At 41.7% G+C, this 24,370-nt stretch carries 19 protein-coding genes; 17 read left to right on the top strand and 2 right to left on the bottom strand.

The features are described 5' to 3' along the window. Positions 1-9: 9 nt before the first annotated feature. The 10 genes from pyrR to H8B06_RS07820 all read left to right on the top strand — a co-directional run bounded on the left by pyrR (position 10) and on the right by H8B06_RS07820 (position 13,660). Positions 10-555 carry a bifunctional pyr operon transcriptional regulator/uracil phosphoribosyltransferase PyrR gene (gene pyrR, locus H8B06_RS07775; RefSeq protein ID WP_190993728.1) on the top strand — a complete coding sequence of 182 codons (546 nt, stop codon included), beginning with the start codon at positions 10-12 and terminating at the stop codon, positions 553-555. Positions 556-577: 22 nt separating this feature from the next. Continuing rightward, a complete protein-coding gene (locus H8B06_RS07780; protein WP_190993729.1) occupies positions 578-1,516 on the top strand; it encodes an aspartate carbamoyltransferase catalytic subunit in 939 nt (312 codons plus the stop codon). Between the two features lie 262 nt (positions 1,517-1,778). Beyond that, complete coding sequence (locus H8B06_RS07785) at positions 1,779-4,808, top strand: tetratricopeptide repeat protein (protein WP_190993730.1); 3,030 nt, start codon at positions 1,779-1,781, stop codon at positions 4,806-4,808. A 15-nt stretch (positions 4,809-4,823) separates the two neighbouring features. Beyond that, the gene (locus tag H8B06_RS07790; RefSeq protein ID WP_190993731.1) at positions 4,824-6,566 is read left to right on the top strand and encodes a porin family protein; all 1,743 of its coding nucleotides are present in this window, start codon (positions 4,824-4,826) and stop codon (positions 6,564-6,566) included. A gap of 40 nt (positions 6,567-6,606) precedes the next feature. Further along, positions 6,607-7,686, top strand: coding sequence for an HU domain-containing protein (locus H8B06_RS07795; protein ID WP_190993732.1), 1,080 nt, complete (start codon positions 6,607-6,609; stop codon positions 7,684-7,686). A 55-nt stretch (positions 7,687-7,741) separates the two neighbouring features. After that, complete coding sequence (locus H8B06_RS07800) at positions 7,742-8,416, top strand: MotA/TolQ/ExbB proton channel family protein (RefSeq protein ID WP_223857538.1); 675 nt, start codon at positions 7,742-7,744, stop codon at positions 8,414-8,416. A gap of 11 nt (positions 8,417-8,427) precedes the next feature. Then, on the top strand, positions 8,428-8,835 hold the full coding sequence (locus tag H8B06_RS07805) for an ExbD/TolR family protein (protein WP_190993733.1): 408 nt from the start codon (positions 8,428-8,430) through the stop codon (positions 8,833-8,835). A 48-nt stretch (positions 8,836-8,883) separates the two neighbouring features. After that, positions 8,884-9,705 (top strand): energy transducer TonB family protein, encoded by an 822-nt coding sequence (locus H8B06_RS07810; protein ID WP_190993734.1) that lies wholly within the window; start codon positions 8,884-8,886, stop codon positions 9,703-9,705. Between the two features lie 7 nt (positions 9,706-9,712). Further along, entirely contained in the window at positions 9,713-11,008 is a 1,296-nt protein-coding gene (locus H8B06_RS07815; RefSeq protein ID WP_223857539.1) for a bifunctional folylpolyglutamate synthase/dihydrofolate synthase, read from the top strand. Between the two features lie 27 nt (positions 11,009-11,035). Continuing rightward, positions 11,036-13,660: an alpha-L-rhamnosidase gene (locus H8B06_RS07820; RefSeq protein WP_190993735.1), complete on the top strand. Its 2,625-nt coding sequence runs from the start codon at positions 11,036-11,038 to the stop codon at positions 13,658-13,660. A gap of 33 nt (positions 13,661-13,693) precedes the next feature. Here H8B06_RS07820 and H8B06_RS07825 read toward each other — a convergent pair whose 3' ends face one another. Both H8B06_RS07825 and H8B06_RS07830 read right to left on the bottom strand, forming a co-directional pair. Next, positions 13,694-14,752: an AI-2E family transporter gene (locus H8B06_RS07825; protein WP_190993736.1), complete on the bottom strand. Its 1,059-nt coding sequence runs from the start codon at positions 14,750-14,752 to the stop codon at positions 13,694-13,696. A 38-nt stretch (positions 14,753-14,790) separates the two neighbouring features. Then, on the bottom strand, positions 14,791-15,861 hold the full coding sequence (locus tag H8B06_RS07830; RefSeq protein WP_190993737.1) for an SGNH/GDSL hydrolase family protein: 1,071 nt from the start codon (positions 15,859-15,861) through the stop codon (positions 14,791-14,793). Between the two features lie 159 nt (positions 15,862-16,020). On the opposite strand from H8B06_RS07830, the gene rplM reads away from it, so the two are divergent. From rplM to H8B06_RS07865, 7 genes are all read left to right on the top strand, one after another. Continuing rightward, positions 16,021-16,464, top strand: coding sequence for a 50S ribosomal protein L13 (rplM, locus tag H8B06_RS07835; RefSeq protein WP_130141409.1), 444 nt, complete (start codon positions 16,021-16,023; stop codon positions 16,462-16,464). An 11-nt stretch (positions 16,465-16,475) separates the two neighbouring features. Beyond that, positions 16,476-16,862, top strand: a complete 387-nt coding sequence (gene rpsI / locus H8B06_RS07840; RefSeq protein ID WP_190993738.1) for a 30S ribosomal protein S9 — start codon at positions 16,476-16,478, stop codon at positions 16,860-16,862. 18 nt (positions 16,863-16,880) lie between these two features. Next, the gene (gene rpsB / locus H8B06_RS07845; protein WP_130141407.1) at positions 16,881-17,687 is read left to right on the top strand and encodes a 30S ribosomal protein S2; all 807 of its coding nucleotides are present in this window, start codon (positions 16,881-16,883) and stop codon (positions 17,685-17,687) included. 181 nt (positions 17,688-17,868) lie between these two features. Next, positions 17,869-18,705 carry a translation elongation factor Ts gene (gene tsf, locus H8B06_RS07850; RefSeq protein WP_130141406.1) on the top strand — a complete coding sequence of 279 codons (837 nt, stop codon included), beginning with the start codon at positions 17,869-17,871 and terminating at the stop codon, positions 18,703-18,705. Positions 18,706-18,852: 147 nt separating this feature from the next. Beyond that, a complete protein-coding gene (locus H8B06_RS07855; RefSeq protein ID WP_190993739.1) occupies positions 18,853-21,534 on the top strand; it encodes a Plug domain-containing protein in 2,682 nt (893 codons plus the stop codon). Positions 21,535-21,834: 300 nt separating this feature from the next. Beyond that, the gene (locus tag H8B06_RS07860) at positions 21,835-23,541 is read left to right on the top strand and encodes a tetratricopeptide repeat protein (RefSeq protein ID WP_190993740.1); all 1,707 of its coding nucleotides are present in this window, start codon (positions 21,835-21,837) and stop codon (positions 23,539-23,541) included. Further along, positions 23,531-24,313, top strand: a complete 783-nt coding sequence (locus H8B06_RS07865) for a DUF4292 domain-containing protein (RefSeq protein ID WP_190993741.1) — start codon at positions 23,531-23,533, stop codon at positions 24,311-24,313. The genes H8B06_RS07860 and H8B06_RS07865 overlap by 11 nt, the downstream gene beginning before the upstream one ends. The last annotated feature ends 57 nt before the right edge of the window (positions 24,314-24,370 follow it).

Genomic DNA, 24,370 nt, shown 5'->3' on the forward strand with positions numbered 1-24,370 from the left:
ATTCCCAAAATGAAGCAATCTATTTTATTAGAAGGAGCTAAATTTCAGATAACAATCAAGCGTCTGTGTCAACAACTGATTGAGAATCACTGCGATTTTTCCAATGCTGTGCTCATCGGAATCCAACCGCGTGGTACCTATTTGGCGAAACGTATCCAAAAAGAAATCAAGACAATGACAGGTGTAGATATACAGTTGGGTATTCTAGACATTACGTTTTATCGGGATGATTTTCGAATGAAAGGTGCCAATCCGTTGATTGCAAATAGTACCGATATCGACTTTATGGTCGATGATAAAGAGGTTATTTTGATTGACGATGTGCTCTGGACCGGGCGAACGATTCGTTCCGCTATGGATGCGATACAGGCTTTTGGTAGACCGGGGAAAATGGAACTCCTTGTGCTTGTCGATCGTCGTTTTTCGCGCCAAATACCTATTCAGCCTGATTATATTGGCATACAGGTAGATTCTATAGATTCACAAAAAGTAATTGTGAGCTGGCAGGATATTGACGAGACGGATAGTATCGTGCTGATTACAGAGAAGAAATAAAGCGACAGAAAATTTTCATAACATGTCAATTACAATAGAGCAACTAAGTACAAGACATCTTCTAGGAATAAAGGATTTGAATGAAAATGATATTCAACTTATCCTGGATACAGCAGCAAATTTTAAGGAAGTATTAAATCGACCCATAAAGAAAGTGCCTTCCCTGCGGGATATTACCATTGCAAATGTGTTTTTCGAAAATTCTACGCGCACACGTCTGTCTTTTGAACTCGCGGAAAAACGCCTTTCTGCAGATACCATCAACTTTGCCGCTTCTTCTTCCTCGGTTAGCAAAGGTGAAACCCTGATTGATACGATCAATAATATTTTAGCCATGAAAGTCGATATGATTGTCATGCGTCACCCTTATGCCGGAGCTGGTGTTTTTTTGAGTAAACACATCGATGCGCAGATTGTCAACGCCGGAGATGGGGCTCATGAACACCCTACGCAGGCATTACTTGATTCTTTCTCTATTCGGGAACGATTTGGTGATGTTGCGGGACGGAAAGTGGCCATCATTGGTGATATACTGCATTCCCGTGTGGCGTTGTCAAATATTCTCTGCTTACAAAAACAGGGGGCAGAGGTTATGGTATGCGGACCGACAACGCTTATTCCGAAATATATCGGTTCACTAGGCGTCAAGGTCGAACATAATTTACGTAAAGCGTTGCAGTGGTGTGATGTTGCGAATATGTTACGTATACAGCTTGAGCGGCAAGATATAGGTTATTTCCCTTCTTTACGGGAATATACTATGCTTTATGGTCTTAATAAAGAAATATTAGATTCGCTAGACAAAGAGATTACGATTATGCACCCAGGACCCATTAATAGGGGAGTGGAGATTACCTCGGATGTGGCGGATAGTAAACATTCTATGATCTTGGAACAGGTAGAAAACGGAGTAGCCGTACGTATGGCTGTTCTTTATCTGCTTGCCGGACAAAGAGGGTAAATGGAGTGAAGAGTGGTGAGTGGAGCGTGAAGGGTTTGTGATCAAAAAACGTTAAAAAATAGCGATATGCTCGGCTTTTGGAAGTTGGGCATATTTTTTGGGTAAAAAGTTCGTTATAAATGCATGGTTACCAACAGATGTTAAGAACTTTTGAGGAAAACGTGAAAGTTTAGTTATAATTTAGTATCCTGAAGAATTGAGCCTTGAGGTGAGGCGTTTTCATGTATAATGCGAAGATTTAGTTGTTGAATAATTCATCAGTATGAATAAGAAAATTTATGGTGTAGGAGTGGCGTTGAGTTTAATGGGAGCTACTGCGTTTGGACAACAAACGGCCTGGCAACAGATAAACAATGCGTACAAATCCGGAATGGAGTTGTTTGAAAGAGGGAAATTTAGCTCGGCAGCAAAGCAGTTTGATCGAGTCGAAGACATCCGGACTAAATCTACCTTGCAACTGGACGAGACGGAGGAGCTGACCCTAATCAAAGAAAATGTTCGCTTTTATCAGGCCATCTGTGCGCTTGAGTTAGGCGATACCAATGCCGAATCCCGTTTCTTGAAATATATTAAAGATTATCCGGCAAGCGCGAATTCTAAAGCAGCCTATTTTCAGATTGGTCGGTCATATTACGCAAAAAAAGATTATATCAAGGCCATCGAATGGTTTGAGAAGATTGATAGTAAAAACCTCGCGGGAGCGGAGAATGTAGAGTATCGTTTTAAACTCGCTTACGCAAAATTTATGACCGATGATTATGAGGCTTCCAAACCTCTTTTTGAGCGATTGAAAGATGAAAGCGGTCCGTATCAGGAAGCATCTATTTACTACTATGCTTATTTGTCTTATCTAGACGCAGAATATAAAACGGCCCTCAATGAGTTTGAGCGATTAGAGGGTTCGAAGACTTATGAGAATAGTTATCCTTATTATATCACGGCACTGTATTTCTTAGATAAGCGCTACGATGATGTCTTAAATTATGCATTGCCGATTCTAGATCGTACTAAGCAAGAGAACGAAACGGAGCTTTTCCGTATTGTGGCAGCGACTTATTTTATCAAAGGAGATTTAGAAAAATCAAAAAGCTATTACGATAAATTTCAAGCCCAGGATCAAGGCAAAACACAAAATAACCAAGATAGCTATCAGATAGGTTATATTGCCTATAGGTTGAAAGACTATGAAAAAGCGATCACTGAATTGGAGAAATTGAGCGAGCCAGATGCCTATTACCAGAGCGCTATGATTACCCTGGGAGATGCTTTTTTGAAAACCGGAAATAAGCAAAGTGCACGTAACGCTTTCTTTCGGGCTTCAAAGCTGGATTTTGATCCTGAGCTTAAAGAAGAGGGACTTTTTAATTACGCCAAGTTGTCTTATGAATTGGAATTTCATCAGGTGGCCTTGGATGCGACGCAGGAATATTTAGATACATATCCACGTTCTGCACGTCAGGAAGAAGCAAAGACCTTGTTGGCAGAGGTGCTATTGAGTACGAAAAACTACCGTGCGGCGGTAGATATTTTGGAGAGTATCGGGAAGCGCGGTCGGGATGCAAATGCGGCCTATCAGAAGGTAACGTATTATCGTGGCCTGGAATTCTACAATGAACGTGCTTTTGAGAATGCTATATCTATGTTCATGCGTTCTGAAGCCAACCGGTATGATGAAGAGATATATGCATTGGCATTATATTGGAAAGCAGAAGCGATGTACGAAGTTCGTAAATATGGGGAGGCAGTAGGAAATTTCAATAAGTTCATGCAACTGCCAGCAGCTCGTAAAACCGATGTTTATAGCTATGCGAATTATGCACTAGCCTATGCTGCGTTTCGCAATGATCGTTATAATACCGCTGCTAATTATTTTGAGCGATTTTTGGCAACCGGAGGCAAAGATGGTATAGAATTGAACACGCGCAACGATGCCATTGCCCGCTTGGCCGACTCTTATTTCGGTATGAAGAACTACGGTAGGGCCATGGAGTACTATAACCGCTTGATTAATTCGAATGCCGCAAGCCAAGATTATGCCTTATTCCAAAGAGGTATTATACAGGGGTTGCAAGGCGATAATAATGCGAAAATTGCCACATTAAATTCCGTTATTCAAAAATATCCTAAATCAAATTATGCGGATGATGTGGCTTTTGAAATTCCCTATACTTATTTCTTAATGGGAGACCATGACCGTGCAATTGGTGGCTTACAGCAGATGGTGGAAGAATACCCGCGTAGTAGCTACGTACCGAGGGCATTGGTTACGATTGGATTAGTTCAGTATAATAAAAATGATAACGATGCGGCATTAAAGACTTTTCAGCGTGTAGTAGACCAATATGCGATAACGGATGAGGCGCAGCAAGCCATGCGTTCTATCGAAAATATTTACCTGGATAAAGGAGATGCTACCGGCTATATTCGCTATGCAACGAGTACGAATATTGGTGATCTAAGCACAGCGGAACAAGACGGCCATACTTTTAGCGTAGCAAAAACACTATTTGATAGAGGTAACTATCAAGGAGCCGTAGAAGCTATCAACGCCTACTTTGATAAATTTCCAAAACCCATTCAGGAAAAACATGCACGATTTATCCGAGGAGAAAGTTATGCCCGGCTAGGCAAAGACAGTGAAGCGCTTCATGATTTTAATATTATTATGAACGACTGGACGAGTGCTTATACCGAGCAAACACTGGTCAGTGTTGCCCGGCTACATCTGAAGAAGAAGGCTTATAACGAGGCTGTGCAGGTATTAAGGAAATTAGAATTGACTTCCGAATATAAGTCGAATTACGGTTTTGCGATCAAAAACCAGTTGATCGCCTACTATCATATAGGCGATTATGCGGAGACACAGACCTACGCGAAATTGGTAAAAGAACACGATAAATCTTCCGAAGAAGATATCGCCTTGGCTCATCTTTATGCTGGTAAAGCGTATGTCGCGACCAACAAACTTGCAGATGCACTTAAAGAATTTAAGCTGGCCGCATTGAAGAGTAATACAATTACGGGGGCAGAAGCAAGATACCTTGTGGCGGAACAACAGTTGAAATCGAAGCAATATGATAAAGCAATCGAATCCGCATTTGATATTGCCAATACCTTCTCGTCTTATGATTATTGGGTAGCAAAAGGATTTATCTTGATGGCAGATGCCTACGCTGGCAAAGGAGATACCTTCCAAGCGAAATCAACATTGGAAAGTGTAATCGATAATTATGATAATCAAGAGGACGATGTGCTAAAAGAAGCCAAGTCTCGTTTACAAAAATTGAAATAATAAGCATAGGTGAGAATGATGAACTTGCATAAAACAGTATTTGGGAAGTACGCCATCATGGCGTTATTACTTGGTATAGGTGTGGAGGGATATGCACAGGGGCGGGATACCGTTCCTGATAGACCGGTAACGATCGATTCTTTTGATATCGTCCGTGATTATAGACCTATTCTTGCAGATGCGGTTAAGATTCGCCGTAGTCCGGATATGACGAACAAGCGCAGCTACATGCCGAAACTGTCCTATGGAAATATACCGGACAAAAAGTTGGATATTAACACGGGATTAAAAGAACTAAATGTGCAGGAAACACCTTTTTCACAAGCACAAGATCTACGAAGTAATTATGTGAAATTTGGTCTCGGAAATTTCAACACCATTTTGGGTGAAGGTTATTTCTCTTATGATGAGTACGAGGATATGCAGGTGGGCGGTTTCCTAAAACATTTAAGTCAAAAAGGAAGTCTGGAAGGACAAAAGTTTTCTCGTCAAGAAGTGGGGGTATTTGGCAAGCGAATCCTACCTTTATTTACGGTAGATGGTTTAGTCGGCTATAACCGCTATGCCACCAACTTTTACGGGATACCCTTGGCAAATGACGGCATGACGACCTTGAACCCGTCACCGGAGAGCCAGGCGTTCAACGATATCTACTTTACGGGTGAGCTGACTAGTAACTACGATCCGAATGACGATCAAGCATTAAGCTATTCCGCAAAGTTGGATGCCTACTCGTTTAGTGATAAGTTTGACGCGAAAGAAACGTCTGTTGCGTTATCTGCTTATTTAAACAAGCGTGTGAACGCTTTTAACGTTGGTGCAAATGTGAGCGTGGATATAAATAGTGTAGATGGGACTAACAATCTGGCTAATGGGGGAAGAACAAAGAATTCTCTAGCCATCTTAAATCCTTATATTCGTTTTAAAGGAGATAATTACGCTATTACGTTAGGCGCTAATTTTATTCCCGAATTTGGTGATAGTACCAGCTTCAATATTTTTCCATCCGCGGAAGTGGACTTTGCATTGGCCCCCGAATATTTCCATATTTTCGGCGGGGTAAATGGTGGTGTGAAAAAGGCTTCTTACCGGGAATTTGCCAGACAAAATCCGTTCCTAGGCCCTAACTTAGCTATTCAGAATATGGTAGAGCGTTTACACGTCTTTGGGGGGATTAAAGGCAATGCAGGGGCTACATTCGGATATAAGGTAAAAGCGATATATAGACAATTGGAGGGAATGCCTTTGTTTGTCAACAATATGGGGACTCCTTTTCAGTTTGATATGGTATATGACGGCGATGGCGATAAAGCGGTAAAACATGTGGGTATAGAGGGAGAACTTAATGTACGCCTTTCCGAACTCGTAAATTTGGGCGGTCGACTGAATATTGACCAATATACGACTGCCCAACAAGAGGAAGCTTGGCACACACCAAAGCTACGGTTGGCTGCAAATGCACGATTTAATATTTCGGAAAAATTATATATAGATGCAGAAGCGTTATTCCATGGTGTTTCCTATGGGAAAACCTTTGATTACGATGCAGGTACAGGTACCGTAATTTCGGCAGATGATTACTATAGAAAAGAAGTGCCTTCTTTTTTTGACCTGAGTGCAGGGGCAGAGTATAAAGCGACAAAACAACTGGGCTTATTTGTGAAAGCAAATAATATGTTCAATACCGAATATCAAACATATTTATATTATCCGAAACTCGGATTTAACGTGCTCGGTGGTTTAAATTTTTCATTTTAAGCGCAGAACATTATAACTTTGTAAGTTAATAGAAACTAGGATGAATTTAGGTAAAAACGTTTATAATCTGTTAAAGAGACAACCCGAAGTATACGTAGAAGGGTTGGGCTCTTTTAGACGGACTCATACGCCAGCAACGTATGATGAGAAACGGAATGTCTATCTTCCTCCTATTACGTATATTGATTTCGATCGGACGAGCCAGAAAGGATACGATTTCATCCAATATATACAACAGCTTCAGCTTATAGACCGGAAGGAAGCCGAAGAATCTGTAGCGTCTCAAGTAGCGGATTTGCTTAGCCGTGTACATGCCGATGGTCAGGCCAAATTGGATGACTTAGGTCATTTGGTGAGCTACGGAGACAGTTATGTGTTTAAAGCATTGGATTTGTCGGGCTTTCATTATGAGCCCGTAGAAGCAATAGCCGGTCAGCCACAACCTGTAAAAGAGGAAATACCGGAACCAGAACAACCGGAGGTGACGCATGTAGAGGATGAGCTTGCTGTTGTTGAAGAAGAACCGCAGGAGGAAATACAAACAACTGCAGAGATAGAGCAACCTATTGCAGCGGATATTGTGATTCCAGAGACTGCCGATGAAGAGGAAGTGCCGACATCGCGCAGTAACACGATATGGTATGTTATTATGGTGTTGGTCGCGTTGGGTATCATGGTCGCGTTGTATTTGGCGAACCAAAACCAACCAACAACGGCACGCGAGCAGGTATCTGTACCGACTGTCGACTCGAACCGGAATAAACAAGATACAGCCGCGTTTTCTCTTGTGGGAGACTCTACGCGTGTCGCTGATTCACTAATACAGAATAATATCGACAGTACGGAAATAAAAGTAGGGGGGAAGGAGCCGTTGGTTCCCGAACACCACACCTGGCAGATTGTAATAGGTTCACACAAAACATTGGCGCAGGCGTACGAACAAGCGGAATCGTACCAAAAAGCTGGATTCCCTCGGGTGAGGGTGATTCCAAGCAACTTAGCGAAGAATCGTAAGAAAGTGATCTGGGATTCTTACGAAACAAAACAGGAAGCGGATTCGGCATTAAAATATGTGCAAAGACATCACATTAGGGATGCTTGGCCGGATCAGATTAAATAAAGTAAATAAACCCTATAACAAATATTATAAAAAGACAATGTTATTTATGCAAGAGATGGATTCTTTGAACACAGTTCAACAACAGGCTATACAGTTAGCGACAACGGAGGAGAGCCTAAACATGATTCAGATGTTGATGAAAGGAGGATGGATCATGATTCCCATCACGTTTCTTTTATTTCTCGCATTGGTTATCTTCTTTGAGCGGTATATAACAATTAGGAAAGCGACAAAATCGGATACAGGTTTGATGTCACAGGTAAAGAGTAATGTGATGTCGGGGCGTTTAGATGCTGCAGTTGCCATATGTCGCTCCAACAATTCCGCTTTGGGACGGATGCTCCAAAAGGGCTTAGCACGCGTAGGTAGGCCGATTAAAGATATCGAAGGCGCTATTGAAAATGCTGGTAAACTAGAGGTTTCTAAATTGGAGAAAAATATCAATATTTTGGGTATTGTGGCGGGTATCGCACCGATGATGGGTTTCGTTGGAACCATTTTTGGGGTTATCCAGATCTTCCGTGAGGTAGAAATGGCAGGAGGGATTGATATTGGTACAGTTTCGGGTGGTCTTTATGTGAAGATGATCGCGTCGGCTAGTGGATTGACGGTAGGTATCTTGGCATATATTGGTTATCACGTGTTGAACATGATGGTAGAGCGGTTGATTCTTCGGATGGAAACCGAGGCGGTAGAGTTTATCGATTTATTGGATGAGCCAGGGGCATAAAACTTTTTAAAATGAATTTAAGGAATAGACGACATAAGCCTACAGCAGAGGTACACACCGCGGCGTTGAACGATATTATGTTTTTCTTGATGTTGTTTTTCTTATTGGCTTCTGCAGTGGCAAATCCCCAAGTAGTCAAATTGTTGTTGCCGAAGTCCAGTGCAGGTGAACAATCGGTAGCAAAAAAGACCATGACAGTTTCGATTACGTCGGATTTAACCTATCATGTAGATAAACAATCGGTCAGTTTGGAACAATTGGAGCCTCTTATTCAATCGAATATAGCCCAAGGTGAAGAATTAACAATTATGTTATATGCAGATAGTGCAGTTCCTATCCAGAATGTTATCGCTGTAATGGATATCGCGAATAGGAATAGCGTAAGAATGGTTTTAGCAACAGAACCAAAGAAAGATTAGCATTAAACGATTTAATAATCGCGTGGTCAAAAGGTAAATGAATTAGACATGTATTACCATACACAAGAGGAAAATAATATGCCCAAAGCACTCGGTCTATCGACTGCAGTGATGGGTTTATTCGTGTTGATCGGTTTCTTTATCGTCTTTGGAGGAGATATACCCCGTTATGGTATGGGAGGGATCATTGTTAATTATGGTACCGCTGATGAGGGAATGGGAGACGACTATATGAGTGTCGACGAACCATCGATGAGTGAAGATGCCAATAATGTGAAACCCGACAAAGTAGACCCCAATACAACACCTGTACCGACACCATCGCAACAGGTAACGGATAAGGTCGTTGCAACACAGGATATGGACGATGCACCAGCCGTCCCTAAACAAGAAAAACCTGTGCTTGCGAATGCAGATGTCGCTACTCCGGAAAAGAAAGAATCAAAGCCGGCGGTTAATCCCAATGCGTTATATAAGGGCAAGCAAAATAATGCCACCGGAAAAGGAGATGGAACGGGAACTGTACCGGGAAATCAGGGCAGTAATCTAGGCGATCCATTGGCGAGCAATTATGGTGATGGGGGATCTGGTGATGGTAATATGATGTTGGACATTAAAAATCGGAACTGGGCAGTACCTCCCAGATTTGATGATAAAGGTCAACGACCAGGACGTGTTGTCGTGTTATTTACGGTAAACAAGGAAGGAAGAATTACTTCCGCCCGGGCAGGTCGGTCGGGTACAACGTTGTCAGAACCGGGATTATGGGAGAAAATTGAGCGGGCGGTCCTGTCGGCACGTTTGAACCAGTTGCAGAACGCTCCGGAATCTCAACAGGGGACAATCGTTTTCAATTTCAAGTCTAGGTAACCTTTCCATGGTAAGAACATATAATGAGGTAATCGAGTATCTGTTTGCTCGATTACCCATGTTTACCCGTGACGGTGCAAGCGCGATAAAAAAAGATATCGACAATACGGTGCGTTTATGTCAGGCATTAGGAAATCCCCACACCAAATTTAAGTCCATCCACGTAGCCGGCACAAACGGAAAAGGTTCCACCTCCCATCTATTGGCGTCTGTTTTGGCTTCTGCCGGATACAAAACGGGATTATACACATCACCTCATCTTGTTGATTTTAGAGAACGGATCCGAATAAATGGAGCCATGATCCCACAAGAAAACGTAATCGATTTTGTGAATCAACACCGGTCCTTGATAGAAGATATACAACCATCTTTTTTTGAGGTGACGGTGGCCATGGCATTTGATTATTTTGCTGCAGAGCAGGTAGACGTTGCGGTGGTCGAAGTAGGGCTTGGCGGCAGATTGGATAGTACCAATATTTTACGTCCGGAGTTATGTGTCATCACCAATATCGGAATGGATCATACGGATTTGCTCGGGAATACATTAGCCGAAATCGCAAGCGAGAAAGCCGGCATTATCAAGCCACAGGTCCCCGTTATTTTATCGGAACGGGATGAGACCATCGCTTATGTCTTTGAACAGAAAGCCCATGAAATGAAAGCCCCTTTGCGTTTTGCCTCAACAGAATTCGCTGTACAGGCCTGCGAACGTAAAGAAGAAGGACTAACATTAAGAATACTAGACAACGTAAATCAGCAGAGCAAAAAGATATATGTCGGTTTGGCAGGGCATTATCAACAAAAAAATATCCTGGGCGTATTGACAGCAGTGGATGAACTTAGGAAATGGGGGTGGGAAATTGGAGAAGAGCAGTTGCGTGAGGGACTTGCCGATGTGGTGCGGAATACGGGCCTACAGGGAAGGTGGCAAACACTATCAACGAATCCACTTATTATATGTGATACAGGTCATAACGAAGATGGTATTCGGGAGGTTATGGTCAATATCCAATCCACCCCACATGCGGTATTGCATGTTATTATTGGTGCGATGCGTGATAAAGACATCAGTCATATGCTGCCTCAACTTCCGAAAAAAGCCGTTTATTATTTTTGTAACCCAGCTATGCCACGCGCGATGCCCGCCGTGGAGTTGAAAGATAAAGCAGCGTCCTACGGATTGAAGGGAGAAGCATACCCCTCTGTAGGCAATGCTTTGACTTCAGCAAGAGATGCCTATCAGGAAGGGGATTTAATTTTTGTGGGAGGAAGTAACTTTGTCGTCGCTGAAGTATTGAGCTAGCGTCTGGCAACACCTAAATATCTGATCATGAGAGAGATAAATACATTCATTGCGTTGATGCTGTTTGGTCTACTTTTTTCCACCGCAGTTCTCGCCAAAAATGGTAAACCTGTTCAATTAAAATGTGAGTATCTTACGGATCCAATAGGGATTGATATTTCTAATCCAAGATTAACTTGGAAGATGGAAGATAGTAGACAAGGAGCTTTTCAAACTGCATATCAGATTATAGTTGACACGGATTCCATGTCAGTAGTCCATAATTTGGGAACAATGTGGGATACGGGTAAACAGGCGGAGTCGGATATCTTAGTTTCCTATGCAGGAAATAGGCTTCAACCGTTCACACGCTATTTTTGGAAAGTTATTGTATGGGATAGGGACGGGAAAGCTAGGCCTTCGGAGATAGCCGTTTTCGAAATGGGTATGATGGGAGTAGCTCATTGGAAAGGCGCGTGGATTAGTGATCATCACGACATCCATCAGCGGGAAGCGCCCTACTTCCGTAAAGAATTTATGGTGAAAAAAAACATGAAATATGCACGGATTTATATAGCGACTGCGGGGTTACATGAGATTTCACTAAATGGGGATCGGGTAGGAGATCATCGCCTCGATCCGATGTATACACGTTATGATAGACGGATATTATACGTGACATATGACATAACGAAACAACTGCAGTCGGGGGCAAATGCAATTGGTGTAGTCCTAGGAAATGGTTGGTATAACCATCAAGCTAAGGCAGTGTGGAATTTTGATCAGGCTCCTTGGCGGAATCGTCCCGCATTTTGTATGGATCTTCATATTACATATGATGACGGTTCTACAGAGGTCATTGCATCTGAGCGAGATTGGAAAACAAGTCTAGGAGGGATTATATCGAATAATATATATACAGCCGAGCATTATGACACTCGGTTAGCACAGGCAGGATGGGATGTTGTTGGTTTTGACGATAGTAAATGGCAGCAGGTAATGTATCGATCTGCTCCTGCCCCTTTGGTGACTGCTCAAGCTCTTCATCCTATTCGGAATGTGAACGCAATATCTCCGCAATCGGTCAGAAAGTTGAATGACTCGACATATCTTTATGACTTAGGACGGAATATAGCTGGGATGACGCGGTTCAGTGCCGAAGGAGAAGCAGGTACTACCCTAAAACTTATACATGCCGAACGCCTTGGAGAGGATGGTCACGTAGATCTGTCGAATATCGATGTCTACTACCGCCCCACAGATGACACAGATCCATTCCAAACCGATATCGTAATTTTGAGTGGAAAAGGTGTGGATATATTCATGCCTAAATTCAATTATAAGGGGTTTCGTTATATTGAAGTAGTCTCCTCGACGCCGATTGAGCTGACGAAAGACAACCTGATGGGGTATTTTATGCACAGTGATGTGCCGCCAATTGGAAATATCAAATCTTCAGACTCGCTCATAAACCGGATTGCTTGGGCCAACAACAACTCTTACCTTTCCAATCTTTTTGGTTATCCGACAGACTGCCCGCAACGAGAAAAGAACGGATGGACAGGAGACGGGCATTTTGCCATAGAGACGGCTTTATATAATTTTGACGGGATAACTGTGTATGAAAAATGGTTAGCTGATCATAGAGACGAACAACAACCCAACGGCGTTTTGCCCGATATCATACCCACTGGTGGATGGGGATACGGTACCGCCAACGGTACAGATTGGACAAGTACAATAGCCATCATCCCGTGGAACCTATATTTGTTTTATGGAGATCTTCGTCCCTTGAAAGATAATTACGACGCTATAAAAAGATATGTAGATTACGTAACAAGGATAAGTCCAGACGGTTTGACTTCTTGGGGGCGGGGCGACTGGGTTCCCGTGAAAACGACGTCATCGTTAGAACTAACATCATCTATTTATTATTATACAGACGCGGTAATTTTAGCAAAAGCGGCTAAGCTGTTGACACGTGACGACGACCATTTGAAATATACGGCATTAGCGCGTAAAGTACGTGATGCTATCAATAGCAAATACTTCGATGAAGAACGCGCACTATATGCTTCGGGGACACAGACAGAATTGAGTATGGCTTTGATGTGGGGCGTTGTTCCTGACGACAAGGTTAAAGCTGTGGCAAAAAGCTTGGCAGAACGCGTCCGTGCTGATGGCAGCCAGATAGACGTTGGCGTTTTGGGGGCAAAGGCAATCTTAAATGCGCTGAGTGAAAATGGTTATCCCGATTTGGCTTATCAGCTCGCATCGCGTGATACTTATCCGTCTTGGGGGGCTTGGATTGCTGCGGGAGCAACTACCTTTTTAGAAAACTGGGATCTACATGCGACGCGCGATATTTCCGATAACCATATGATGTTCGGGGAGATTGGTGCATGGTTTTTTAAGGCATTAGGCGGAATTAAACCGGACGAGCATGCACCGGGTTTTAAGAACATTCTTCTCCAGCCTCATTTTGTGAAAGGATTAGATACTTTTAGTTTCAGATTCGATGGCCCATACGGCGAAATAAAAAGTAGTTGGCGGAGAAACGGCGAAAAAATTTATCTAGATGTCGTCATACCAGCAAACAGCGGTGCAACTTTGATTCTACCTGACGGTAGCAAGAGAAATTTACAAGCTGGTACGCATGCCATAATTTGGTAACGATAAACCGATATAGCTCTCCGTTTCGGATCGTTAGGGTATACGACGCCGGTGTGTATAATCCCGCACAATTCCTTTGCCGTATTCATTGCTGTATACTTTTACCAATACGCCAATGGAAGAAAGAATCAATGGTCCAAAAATAAGTCCGAGCATACCGAAGAGATTCAGGCCTAATAATACACCAAATACCGTAATCATGGGAGGAACGTTTCCGATGGTTTTTAAAATGGTGAAACGTAAAATATTGTCGATTCCGCCTACTAAGAAAAAACAGTAAAGCGTTAGTCCGATGGCGTTGCCAAGAGAACCTGTTGCGAAAGCAATGAGACAAATGGGAACGTAGATCGTCATCGTTCCTAAAATAGGGATAATCGATGCAATGCCCGTCAATAGTCCCAGTAAGATGTAGCTTTCGACTCCGAAAATCCAGTATCCTATCATTGCTACGATTCCCTGAAAAAATCCAAGTATAGGGATGCCGAGTGCATTCGAGCGAACCATCATGTTTACTTCATCCCATATCTCCTGTTTGCTCATACGGCTGAAGGGGATCGCGCGATAAATCGTAATTTCCATCTTTTTGGCGTGTACTTGCATGAAATATAAAACAAATAGCGTGACAATAATATTGACGGCCACCTCTGCAACGGAGTTTAAGATGCTAGGCACGTAACGTGTCAAGTTTTGTAAAAAAGCTAATAAAGCGGCATCTGACATGTCGATATCCCTTAAGAGCGGTTTATCGGCCATGTATTCCTTTAACATGTTAAATTTTTCAATGATCTCCTCGCGATTGCCTAAAAAGCTGTTGAGCTGTGCGATCAAATAATCTATTAAAGCCCATAGCGGCAAGACGATAAATACGATCGATAACACAATAAAAAAGATGCTGGCCAACGATTTTTTCCAGCGACGAACTTCCGTAAGATGAAAATAAGATTTACGGAACAAGATATAAAGTGTAATAGCTCCCAGGAAACCAGGTAGATAGTATAATAGATTACTAAAAACGAGGATCAATATCAATACAATGATAATGATCAGCATAATCTGATTGATGGAATTGTTATTAATTTGTTTGTATTTCATGGTGTGACACTATACCGTCACAAAATACATAATTCGCTTTATTTTTCACCTATTTTTGACCTGAAATTTAATATCTTTTCTATTTCAGGTTGAATGATTTTTACCATGCGTTCGAAGCCTACATCTGTAGGGTGTGTCCCATCTATCGTACCCTCATAATCGTCGCCGAGTAAGTGATCAGCTGGAAGATAAAAAAGGTTTTTATATCCTGCTGCCAGCAATCGGTCGTATTCCGTTCTGAAATTGACATTTTGTTCCTGCCGCTTTTTCTTCCACTCTAGGTTGTAATTTCCTATTTGTCTAATGATACTTTCCATCATTAGAATCGGTGTTTGCGGATGTGCTTTTCGAAGCTCCTGTACAAAAGCAAAAGTACGTTCGGTAACCTGTTCGGGCGAACAGTTTGGTACACAGTCCATGACGATGAGATCTACATCTGGGATATCATTTATCATTTGTGCAACGGCGATTTCCATACGTGCATTTCCACTGACGCCCATGTTGATGACATCGGCATGCATGCTCCGGGAAATCTTTGCGGGGTATGCCAAACCCGGGCGGCTCGCCGATGCGCCATGTACAATACTAGAACCGTAAACAATTATTTTTTTATGAAATTGCTGTACGGTGGGCGAAAAGTCGGCTTCCTCGTCTATATGTAGCTGAAACGAACGAAGTTCCTTATAAAGCGGAAAATAAAGGAGGAACTCTTTTTCGGTTTTCTCCATATTTTCCACTATGGTATAGCTACTCTCCGCCTTCTTCAAGTTTGGACGTGCTACACCAGCAAAACGCCAGCCATCAGGTTCTTTGATATAAGCATCAAAGCCACGGGACATGATCGGGGTAGAGTTGTTGCCTAGCGCTGCATCCACCGTTTCCCAATCGATGGAAAGCTTTGTGCTATTCGTGCGGAATGTGACAAACAGGCCTGCAGCATGGGTGTATAGTCGCTTTACGGTAAGTGGGAGATTGGTATGTTTTGCAGTGTCAATTCGATGGAAATCAGGGCTTTCTGGAAATGCCCGGCCTTGAATAGTAAGTTTGGACGATGGGATGATTTGTTGCGCCTGTACGTCAGCTAGGCTACTCAACAATATTATAATCATCAGGAGATACTTCATGCGCATATGCTATCTATTGGGTTTCTCAAACTTAGATAAAATGTTTTGTATTTTCAAATTCATTATTGTACCTTTGCAGACCTTATTGTAGAGATTACAAGGGAATAGAACATTTTATTAATTATTTTATTTAAGCAAAAGCAAGTGAATACGTTAAGTTACAAAACTGTCTCTGCCAACAAAAACACCGTTAACAAGGAGTGGATTGTTGTTGACGCTGAAGGAGAGATTTTGGGGCGCTTAGCAAGCCAGATTGCGAAAGTGATTCGTGGTAAGCATAAGCCGGAGTTCACCCCACACGTAGACTGTGGAGATAACGTTATTGTTATCAACGCAGACAAAGTTAAGTTGACTGGGAACAAATTAAGCGACAAAGTGTACGTACGCTACACAGGCTACCCAGGTGGTCAGCGCTTTATCTCTCCAAAAGAGCTGTTGGCTAAACACCCAGAGCGTCTTGTTGAAAAAGCAGTTCGCGGGATGTTACCTAAAAACCGTTTAGGTCGTCAATTATTCAAAAACCTTTTTGTTTATGCTGGAACAGAGCACAAACATGAGGCACAAAAACCGAAACCAGTTAAATTTTAAGGAGAGCAAATATGTCAACAACGAATACTTCAGGAAGAAGAAAAACAGCTGTTGCCCGCATTTACTTATCTGCTGGTAGCGGAAACATTACCGTAAATGGTAAAGATTATAAAGAATATTTCCCAACATTGCCATTGCAATACATCGTTACGCAATCTATTGAGGTAGCGGGTGCTGCAGGAAATTTTGATGTGAAAGTTAACGTAAATGGGGGTGGTGTTAAAGGACAGGCTGAAGCAGTACGTTTAGCAATAGCTAAAGCTTTAGTGGAACTTGACCCAGAAGTAAAACCAGCTTTGCGTGCTAAGGGTTTAATGACACGTGACGACCGTATGGTTGAGCGTAAAAAACCAGGACGTCGTAAAGCACGTAGAAGATTCCAATTCAGTAAACGTTAATCAAAGGAGGATCAAAAAATGGCAAGAACAACATATCAAGAACTATTGGATGCAGGTGTTCACTTTGGTCACCTTACTCGTAAGTGGGATCCGAAAATGGCTAAGTACATTTTCATGGAACGCAACGGTATCCACATCATCGACTTGAACAAAACCTTAACGAAATTAGAAGAGGCTGCTTCAGCTATCAAACAAATCGTGAAATCGGGTCGTAAAGTGCTATTCGTAGCAACGAAAAAGCAAGCAAAAGAAATCATCTCTGAGCAGGCGAAAGCAGTAAATATGCCTTTTGTTACGGAAAGATGGTTGGGTGGTATGCTTACAAACTTTGCAACAGTGCGTAAGTCTATCAAGAAAATGTCTAACATTGACAAAATGCAAAAAGACGGTACATATGCTGTATTGTCTAAAAAAGAGAAATTGATGATTCAACGTGAGCGCGTGAAGTTAGAGAGCCTTTTAGGAGGTATCGCTGATTTGAACCGTCTACCTGCTGCTTTGTTTATCATCGATGTAAAAAAAGAACATATCGCAGTTTCGGAAGCAATTAAGTTGAATATTCCTACTTTCGCAATGGTAGATACCAACTCTGATCCTTCCAATATCGATTTTCCTATTCCGGCAAATGATGATGCTACAAAATCAATTAGCTTGATCGCGGGCATTATAGGAAAAGCTATTCAAGAAGGCTTGGAAGAACGCAAACGCGATAAAGAAGAAGAGGCTGAAAAAGAAGCTGTAGCTGCTAAAGCTGCAATAGATAACGGTGAAGCTGAAGAAGCTAACACTGGGAAACGTCCTCGTAAAGCAAAAGACGGAGAATAATATTCCTCTCCGTGTGGAAGCCGGATAAACAAGTGTTAGCCTTTATGAAGCCTTGCTTCGCGGAGTCTACATAAGTTTGTCCGGTTTTTTATTATTTAACAAAAGTTTAATGCCTGTGTTGCATGTATACGTTATACTTGTCGGGCTATCGAATCGTAAAATTTATTAAAGAAATAAAAACATGTCAGTACAAATTTCTGCATCAGATGTAAACAAATTGCGTCAACAAACTGGCGCTGGTATGATGGATTGTAAAAAAGCATTAGTAGAATCAAATGGTGATTTCGAAGCGGCTATCGACTACTTGCGTAAAAAAGGTGCTAAGGTAGCTGCTAGTCGTCAAGACCGCGATTCTAACGAAGGGGTTGTTATCGCTAAAGCTTCTGCTGATGGTAAATCAGGCATCGTCGTAGAAGTGAACTGTGAGACAGACTTCGTCGCAAAAAATGCAGACTTCGTCGCTTTCGCAGAAAAAATTGCTGATGTTGCATTGCAAAATGGTCCTACTTCTGTAGAAGAACTAAAAGATCTAGAATTGGACGGTAAGAAAATTGCCGATGCTTTAATTGAGCAAACAGGTGTAATCGGTGAGAAAATTGATGTTTCTAAATATGAAGCTGTTTCTGCGGAAAAAGTTGTTGCGTATATCCATGGAAATTACCGTCTAGGGGTATTGGTTGGTCTTTCTGCGGATGCGGCTAGTGCTGATGAAGCTGGTAAGGATGTGGCGATGCAAATTGCTGCTATGAATCCTATTGCTATTGATAAAGATGGTGTAGATCAAGAAACAATTGATCGTGAAATTGCCATTGCAAAAGAGCAAATAATTGCTGAAGGAAAGCCTGCTGAGATGGCAGAGAAAATTGCACAAGGTAAATTGAACAAATTCTTCAAAGACACAACATTGTTGAACCAGGAATTTGTAAAAGATTCTTCTAAAAATATCGCTCAATTCTTGGATTCTGTATCGAAAGGATTGACTGTTACAGCGTTTAAACGCGTACAGTTAGGCGCGTAATTTTAGTGTTTAAAATAAGGGAATCCCCGATACATTTTTGTGTCGGGGATTTTTTAATTTAGAGGAGTGTTACGAGTGTTAGTCACATATAGACCGTTTTACCTGAGATGTTTTAGCAGACGAACGTATGTATGGCATATATTGCTTTTGTTTTGGAGTATAGTTGCACAAGCACAAGAGGAAAACAATATTGTATTGACTCAAGGTTCGTATGCTGAAAAGATTTATGTACAGCTTGATGCCGATGTGTATACAACCGATCAAACGATATGGTTTAAAGCTGTTGTGCTCGAATCCGCTCGTCATCTGCCCTCTTCATGGAGCGGTGTGCTTCACGTACAGCTTATTAATCCCGATGGACAGCTCGTGGTACAGAAGAGAATCAAACTAACAAGCGGTTCAGGGAATGGTGCTATTGAACTTAAATCGGGTTATGTAAGTGGCAAATATCTTCTTAAGGCTTATACCGAATGGAACCATAACTTCGGTTCCGACTTTACTTTTCAGCGATATATTGATGTGTTTCCTCAATCGCAAGAGCGGAAAATAGAACCTATTATGGGAATGCAGATGGAAGAACGTGAACCGAACGCTTATCAGCTACAGGCGAAATTATTCCCTCGTTTACTGGATAAATTACACAAAAAGCAATTGGCTGTTTACGTGATCGTTGATGGGAAGAAAGATAGTATGTTATTGAGAGAAGGCAATCAAGGGTACTACCATTTGGACTACCCCTTAACCAGTGAAGTAAAGGCTGTAACTATCCAAATGAAAACCGAGAACAACTTGCTTTTTACAAAGACGTTGGTAACACCAAATTCGCCGATTGACGTGCAATTTTTTCCCGAGGGAGGAGTTTGGTTGCCAGATATACCGACTAAACTTGGGTTTAAAGCAATAAATCAACTTGGAAAAGCTATCGCGGTATCTGGGAAAATTATGAATGATAGGGGAGATACGTTGACATCTTTCCGAAGCAATCATTTGGGAATGGGGACGGTATTGCTGAAAGCTAACAAGGGCTCATCCTATTATGCTGTATTGGATACGTTAACCGATGAATCTATAGCCGATCGTTACCCCTTGCCTCAGCTTGCCGATAAAGGATACGCTTTAGCTATAAACCAGGTGAAGGAGAATATAAATGTTCTGATTCGGTCGAGTACATTGACAACAGATAGTCTGTTTGTTCAGATAAGCTGTCGAGGAGTATTGTATTACCTTTTGAAAATTTCGCCTCGAGATCAGCAAGTGAAGACGTTGTTGCCTAATTCGGCTTTGCCTGAAGGGATTATTTTATTTACCTTGCTAGATCATAAGAAGTGTCCTATAGCGGAAAGGCTTATCTTTAACAGACGTTCGGGAATGCAATTAACTATTGAATCCTCAACAGATAAAACCGTTTATGGGAAACGCGAGAAAACAGCTGTTAAAACACAGGTTTTTGGTGGAGATGGACTGCCGACGGAGGCGAAGCTATCGGTTATGGCGATAAGTGACGATCATATTGGAAAAGCATTAGTAACACGAAACAATATATTGACTCACTTTCTTCTTCAATCCGAACTTCGAGGAGAGATTGCAGAACCTAATTATTATTTTCAGGAAGATGTGGAGCAGCGTTTTGCCGATTTAGATGCGTTAATGTTAACGCAGGGATGGCGTAGGTACAAATATGATGAACCTGTGGTAGATTCTTTTTCTTTTCCAAACGAACTTCTGCCTTCTCTCCGAGGTGAAGTGTTGGGTGTTTTCTCCAAGAAGAAGCAACCGGGGATAACACTGACCATGATGAGCTTCGGTGAAAATAATCTTATGCAAGTGGAAGAAACGGATAGTTTAGGCCGTTTTTATTTTCCATTATCGGATCAATATGTTGACACGTTAGACGTTTTATTGCAAAGCGCAAATAAAGCAGGAAGGAATCGAGATTATACTATTCAGTTGGATAAGCAGTATACACCGCAAATAGAATATGATTACCGGCGATCAGCAGAACGCATCGATAGCGTTGTGTCTCGTTTAGCAAAGAAACGCCATGAACGTTTTCAGCACGAGAACGCTTATCGAGTAGCTGCAGGCGAAATACTGTTGGAGGAAGTGGTCGTAGAAGCAAAAGTACGCAGTCCCGAGGAGCAAACAGTATTCGACAGGTATGGCGAAGCAGATGTCGTTATAACAGGTAAAGCCATTCAAGAAAAAGAAAAGAAATGGTCGTATGGGTTATATAGTATTTTGTTATTCAATTTTCCGAAAGACATTCGGATTGACCGAGTTGGAGGGGGGGGAGGCTACTTAAAGGCGCGGGTGCATGGAACAGAACCCACATTGGTCGTGGTTGACGGTATCCCCGTATCTGGGCATAGCTATGACGCTATTGCACATATCCCACCGAGTGAGGTCAAAAGCTTTGAGATTATTCGCTTCGCAAAAAATTTCCATGGGTTGTATCAGGAAACGTATCCTGACGCTTCGCCGTTAAACATCCCGACAATTGGGCATGTGATTGCTATCTATACACATGCGGGAAAAGGTGTATATGGTGTTCGTAGACCGACGGGACTTATCCAGGCCTCCGTTCCTGTATATTCTCCAGTTATGGAATTTTATACACCTCGTTACGAATCAGAAGAAGAAACAAATAGCGATAGACCGGATTTAAGAACGCTATTACATTGGGAACCCAATCTATCAACTGATGATGAGGGAAAAGTGACCACAGATTATTATAATGGAGATAATATTGGAGAAGTGAGGATCATTATAGAGGCTTTTAATTCGGACGGTTATATTGGTTATCGGGAGCTCGTGTATCAGGTCCACTAGGCGCTGGATTTCTTATTTGAATCTACAGCAATGGATGAAATTTCTTTGCTCCGATGGGCGGTTTGAGCTTCTGTACATTAGATTTAAATTAGTTAATTGGCCAAATCTAAATATAATATTTTGTAAAGAAAAAATCTAAAGAATGGTTAGTACGTAAAAAATGACGGCGAACGAAAAACGTGTAAAAATTCAAAATTTAACCTATTTTAAGATACAAACACTAAACTTTTACTTTTTTTTGTCATCTTTATAAAGTGGGCTTTGTTTCCACGAATAAAATAAGAAAGAAAAGGGATGAATATGTTGAAAAAAATAGCTTGTATAGGTTTAATTACCATCTTAGGATTGTTTTGCATAGAAAATCTTTATGCGCAAGAGCAGGAAGGCGATAAGCCATATAAGCAATTGTTAGTTGATGTAGAGGGAAGATTACGTACGGGCGATTTTGCAGGAGCGATAGAGAAACTGGATGATATTATCGCCAAATATCCCGATGCGGCAGAGGTGTATTATGCAAAAGCGCTTTTATACGGACAGGCTCGTAATTTTGATATGGCGATACCTATCGTAGAGAAGGCATGGGAGATAGAGCCTAAAAATATGTTATATGCTAATTATCTGGTCGAACTCCATAAAAGCAAAGGAGATCTGGCAGCTGCGGTTCCGGTAATTGACCGTGCTATTGAAGAGCTCCCTGACAATGAGTCACTTTATCGGGAGAAAATGTTATTACTTCACGCATCCAAAAAATCAGAAGAGGCTTTACAGGTGTATGATGATGCGGTAGCAAAATTTGGAGATTCCGATACCCTGGATGTGATGAAAGCAGAAATGCTGGTCGATCTGGACAAAAAACAGGAGGCAGAAAAAATATTATTGGCTCGAATGCAGGAAAATTCGGGACTCCGCCAGGTGTACAGTACGTTGGGATTCATCTATATGGATAGAAATGCAACAAGGCAAGCCATACAGATCTTAGAGAAAGGATTAAAAAACACGAACGATCCATTGTTATATCTAGATCTTGCAGATGCCTATACCGCAGGCAAAAGAAGTAAACAAGCTTTGGAGTCGTTACGAAAAGCTTTCGAATCGATGGATGTCAACTATATGGATAAACACCGTGTCATGTTTACATTGTTGCGTGGGAAATCGGGATTTACGCTGGAACAGATTCAAGGGTTAGCAAATATATTGGTATTGAAGCATCCGCGAATTGCCGATAGCCATGTAGCGAAAGGTGATGTCCTTTGGCGCAGAGGAAATTTGCAGGAAGCTCGGTCTTTGTTTCTAACAGCGGTAGGTATTAACCGTGCACACGTCGATGCATGGCGTATGTTGATGAATGTGGAAATGGCACTTAATGAGGTGGATCAAGCCGTTGACCACGGTTTAGAAGCATTAGAAGCAAATCCAAATAATCCGATGTTATTGTATTTTACGGGATTGGCGTATATGGTGAAAGATGATGGAGAGAATGCTCGCAAATTGATGGAAGCTGCGTTGGATAATAGCGGAGAAGATAATACATATTTACAATCGCTCATCTATGCAGGCCTTGGCGATTTATATCATAAATTAGGGATGGCCGATGTTTCGGATGTAGCTTATGAAGAGGCTATAAAATTAGACAGTACAAATGCTACGGCTATGAATAACTATGCGTATTATCTGGCTGAACGCAAAGAGAAGCTCGATTTGGCCGAAAAACTTTCTCGACAATCCAACGAACTGGAACCAGCATCTGCTACTTTTCAGGATACATATGCATGGGTACTTTTCCAGCAAGAGAATTATAAAGAAGCGTTAAAATGGATAGAAAAGGCAGTTCGCGGGTCGTCGCCATCGGCAGTGCTGTATGAGCATTATGGCGATATCTTATTTAAATCAGGAAACAGTAAAGATGCATTGAAGCAATGGGAAAGAGCTTTGGCGGTGAGTGATGGGGAGGATATCGATGTAGAAAAATTGAAGTCGAAAATAGCAACAAAAAGTTATGTGGAGTAGAATAATTTCGTTGGTAATAGTCGGTACCTTAGTTTTTACTTCTTGTAAAACAAAGCGAAAAATAGCTATGCCATCGCATGATACACCGGCAGAAATTAGTGCGGCTAATGCAGCGAGTATCAAGACTTTTGAAATGAATAATCTGGATTTTTATACATTCTCCGGACGAGCAAAGACAAAAATCGAGATGGGTAAAAATACACAGGACATTACGTTGAATGTACGGATAGAAAGAGATAAGGCTATCTGGATGTCCGTCACGGCCACATTAGGTATCGAGGTGGCCCGTATCTTCATAACGCCCGACAGTGTTAAAATACTTAATAAATTGCCGGGGGAGTATATCGCGAAACCTTTTACTTATATATATAATTATACGAACCGCGGTATTACATTTGCGACGCTCCAAGATTTGTTAATGGCGAATGTGTCTTCGAACTTGTTGCGTGCGACCGATGTGCAGGTAGCCAGTGCTGTGGATGAGCTTATTGTTGTCGGGATTAAAGAACAATTATCCTATCAATACCGTATCAATAAGGAAAATAGGCCTTTCCATTTCATCTTGCAAGAAGTAGGAGGAGGAAACAATCTTGAAGCTTTTTATGGAGACTATGTAAAAACGAACGGCTATAATTTTCCGCAAGATATCGCGTTAAATATCGTAGGAGAAGACGTTTCGCTGAAAGCACGATTGGGATATAATCGTGTCTCTTTTAATGAACATATCGAAATGCCTTTTACTGTTCCTAGTCGATATAAAGTAATAAATTAGGGACGATCATCATAAAAGCGCAAAATAATCTTTATTTTTGTAGGCTTATTTTTGCCG

The sequence above is a fragment of the Sphingobacterium micropteri genome (genome assembly GCF_014692515.1).
GTDB classification, from domain to species: Bacteria; Bacteroidota; Bacteroidia; order Sphingobacteriales; family Sphingobacteriaceae; genus Sphingobacterium; species Sphingobacterium micropteri.

Excerpts from the sequence above, each read along its gene's own strand:
- pyrR (WP_190993728.1), top strand. The coding sequence starts at position 10 with ATGAAGCAATCTATTTTATTAGAAGGAGCTAAATTTCAGATAACAATC.
- H8B06_RS07780 (WP_190993729.1), top strand. The coding sequence starts at position 578 with ATGTCAATTACAATAGAGCAACTAAGTACAAGACATCTTCTAGGAATA.
- H8B06_RS07785 (WP_190993730.1), top strand. The coding sequence starts at position 1,779 with ATGAATAAGAAAATTTATGGTGTAGGAGTGGCGTTGAGTTTAATGGGA.
- H8B06_RS07790 (WP_190993731.1), top strand. The coding sequence starts at position 4,824 with ATGATGAACTTGCATAAAACAGTATTTGGGAAGTACGCCATCATGGCG.
- H8B06_RS07795 (WP_190993732.1), top strand. The coding sequence starts at position 6,607 with ATGAATTTAGGTAAAAACGTTTATAATCTGTTAAAGAGACAACCCGAA.
- H8B06_RS07800 (WP_223857538.1), top strand. The coding sequence starts at position 7,742 with ATGGATTCTTTGAACACAGTTCAACAACAGGCTATACAGTTAGCGACA.
- H8B06_RS07805 (WP_190993733.1), top strand. The coding sequence starts at position 8,428 with ATGAATTTAAGGAATAGACGACATAAGCCTACAGCAGAGGTACACACC.
- H8B06_RS07810 (WP_190993734.1), top strand. The coding sequence starts at position 8,884 with ATGTATTACCATACACAAGAGGAAAATAATATGCCCAAAGCACTCGGT.
- H8B06_RS07815 (WP_223857539.1), top strand. The coding sequence starts at position 9,713 with ATGGTAAGAACATATAATGAGGTAATCGAGTATCTGTTTGCTCGATTA.
- H8B06_RS07820 (WP_190993735.1), top strand. The coding sequence starts at position 11,036 with ATGAGAGAGATAAATACATTCATTGCGTTGATGCTGTTTGGTCTACTT.
- H8B06_RS07825 (WP_190993736.1), bottom strand. The coding sequence starts at position 14,752 with ATGAAATACAAACAAATTAATAACAATTCCATCAATCAGATTATGCTG.
- H8B06_RS07830 (WP_190993737.1), bottom strand. The coding sequence starts at position 15,861 with ATGATTATAATATTGTTGAGTAGCCTAGCTGACGTACAGGCGCAACAA.
- rpsI (WP_190993738.1), top strand. The coding sequence starts at position 16,476 with ATGTCAACAACGAATACTTCAGGAAGAAGAAAAACAGCTGTTGCCCGC.
- rpsB (WP_130141407.1), top strand. The coding sequence starts at position 16,881 with ATGGCAAGAACAACATATCAAGAACTATTGGATGCAGGTGTTCACTTT.
- tsf (WP_130141406.1), top strand. The coding sequence starts at position 17,869 with ATGTCAGTACAAATTTCTGCATCAGATGTAAACAAATTGCGTCAACAA.
- H8B06_RS07860 (WP_190993740.1), top strand. The coding sequence starts at position 21,835 with ATGTTGAAAAAAATAGCTTGTATAGGTTTAATTACCATCTTAGGATTG.
- H8B06_RS07865 (WP_190993741.1), top strand. The coding sequence starts at position 23,531 with ATGTGGAGTAGAATAATTTCGTTGGTAATAGTCGGTACCTTAGTTTTT.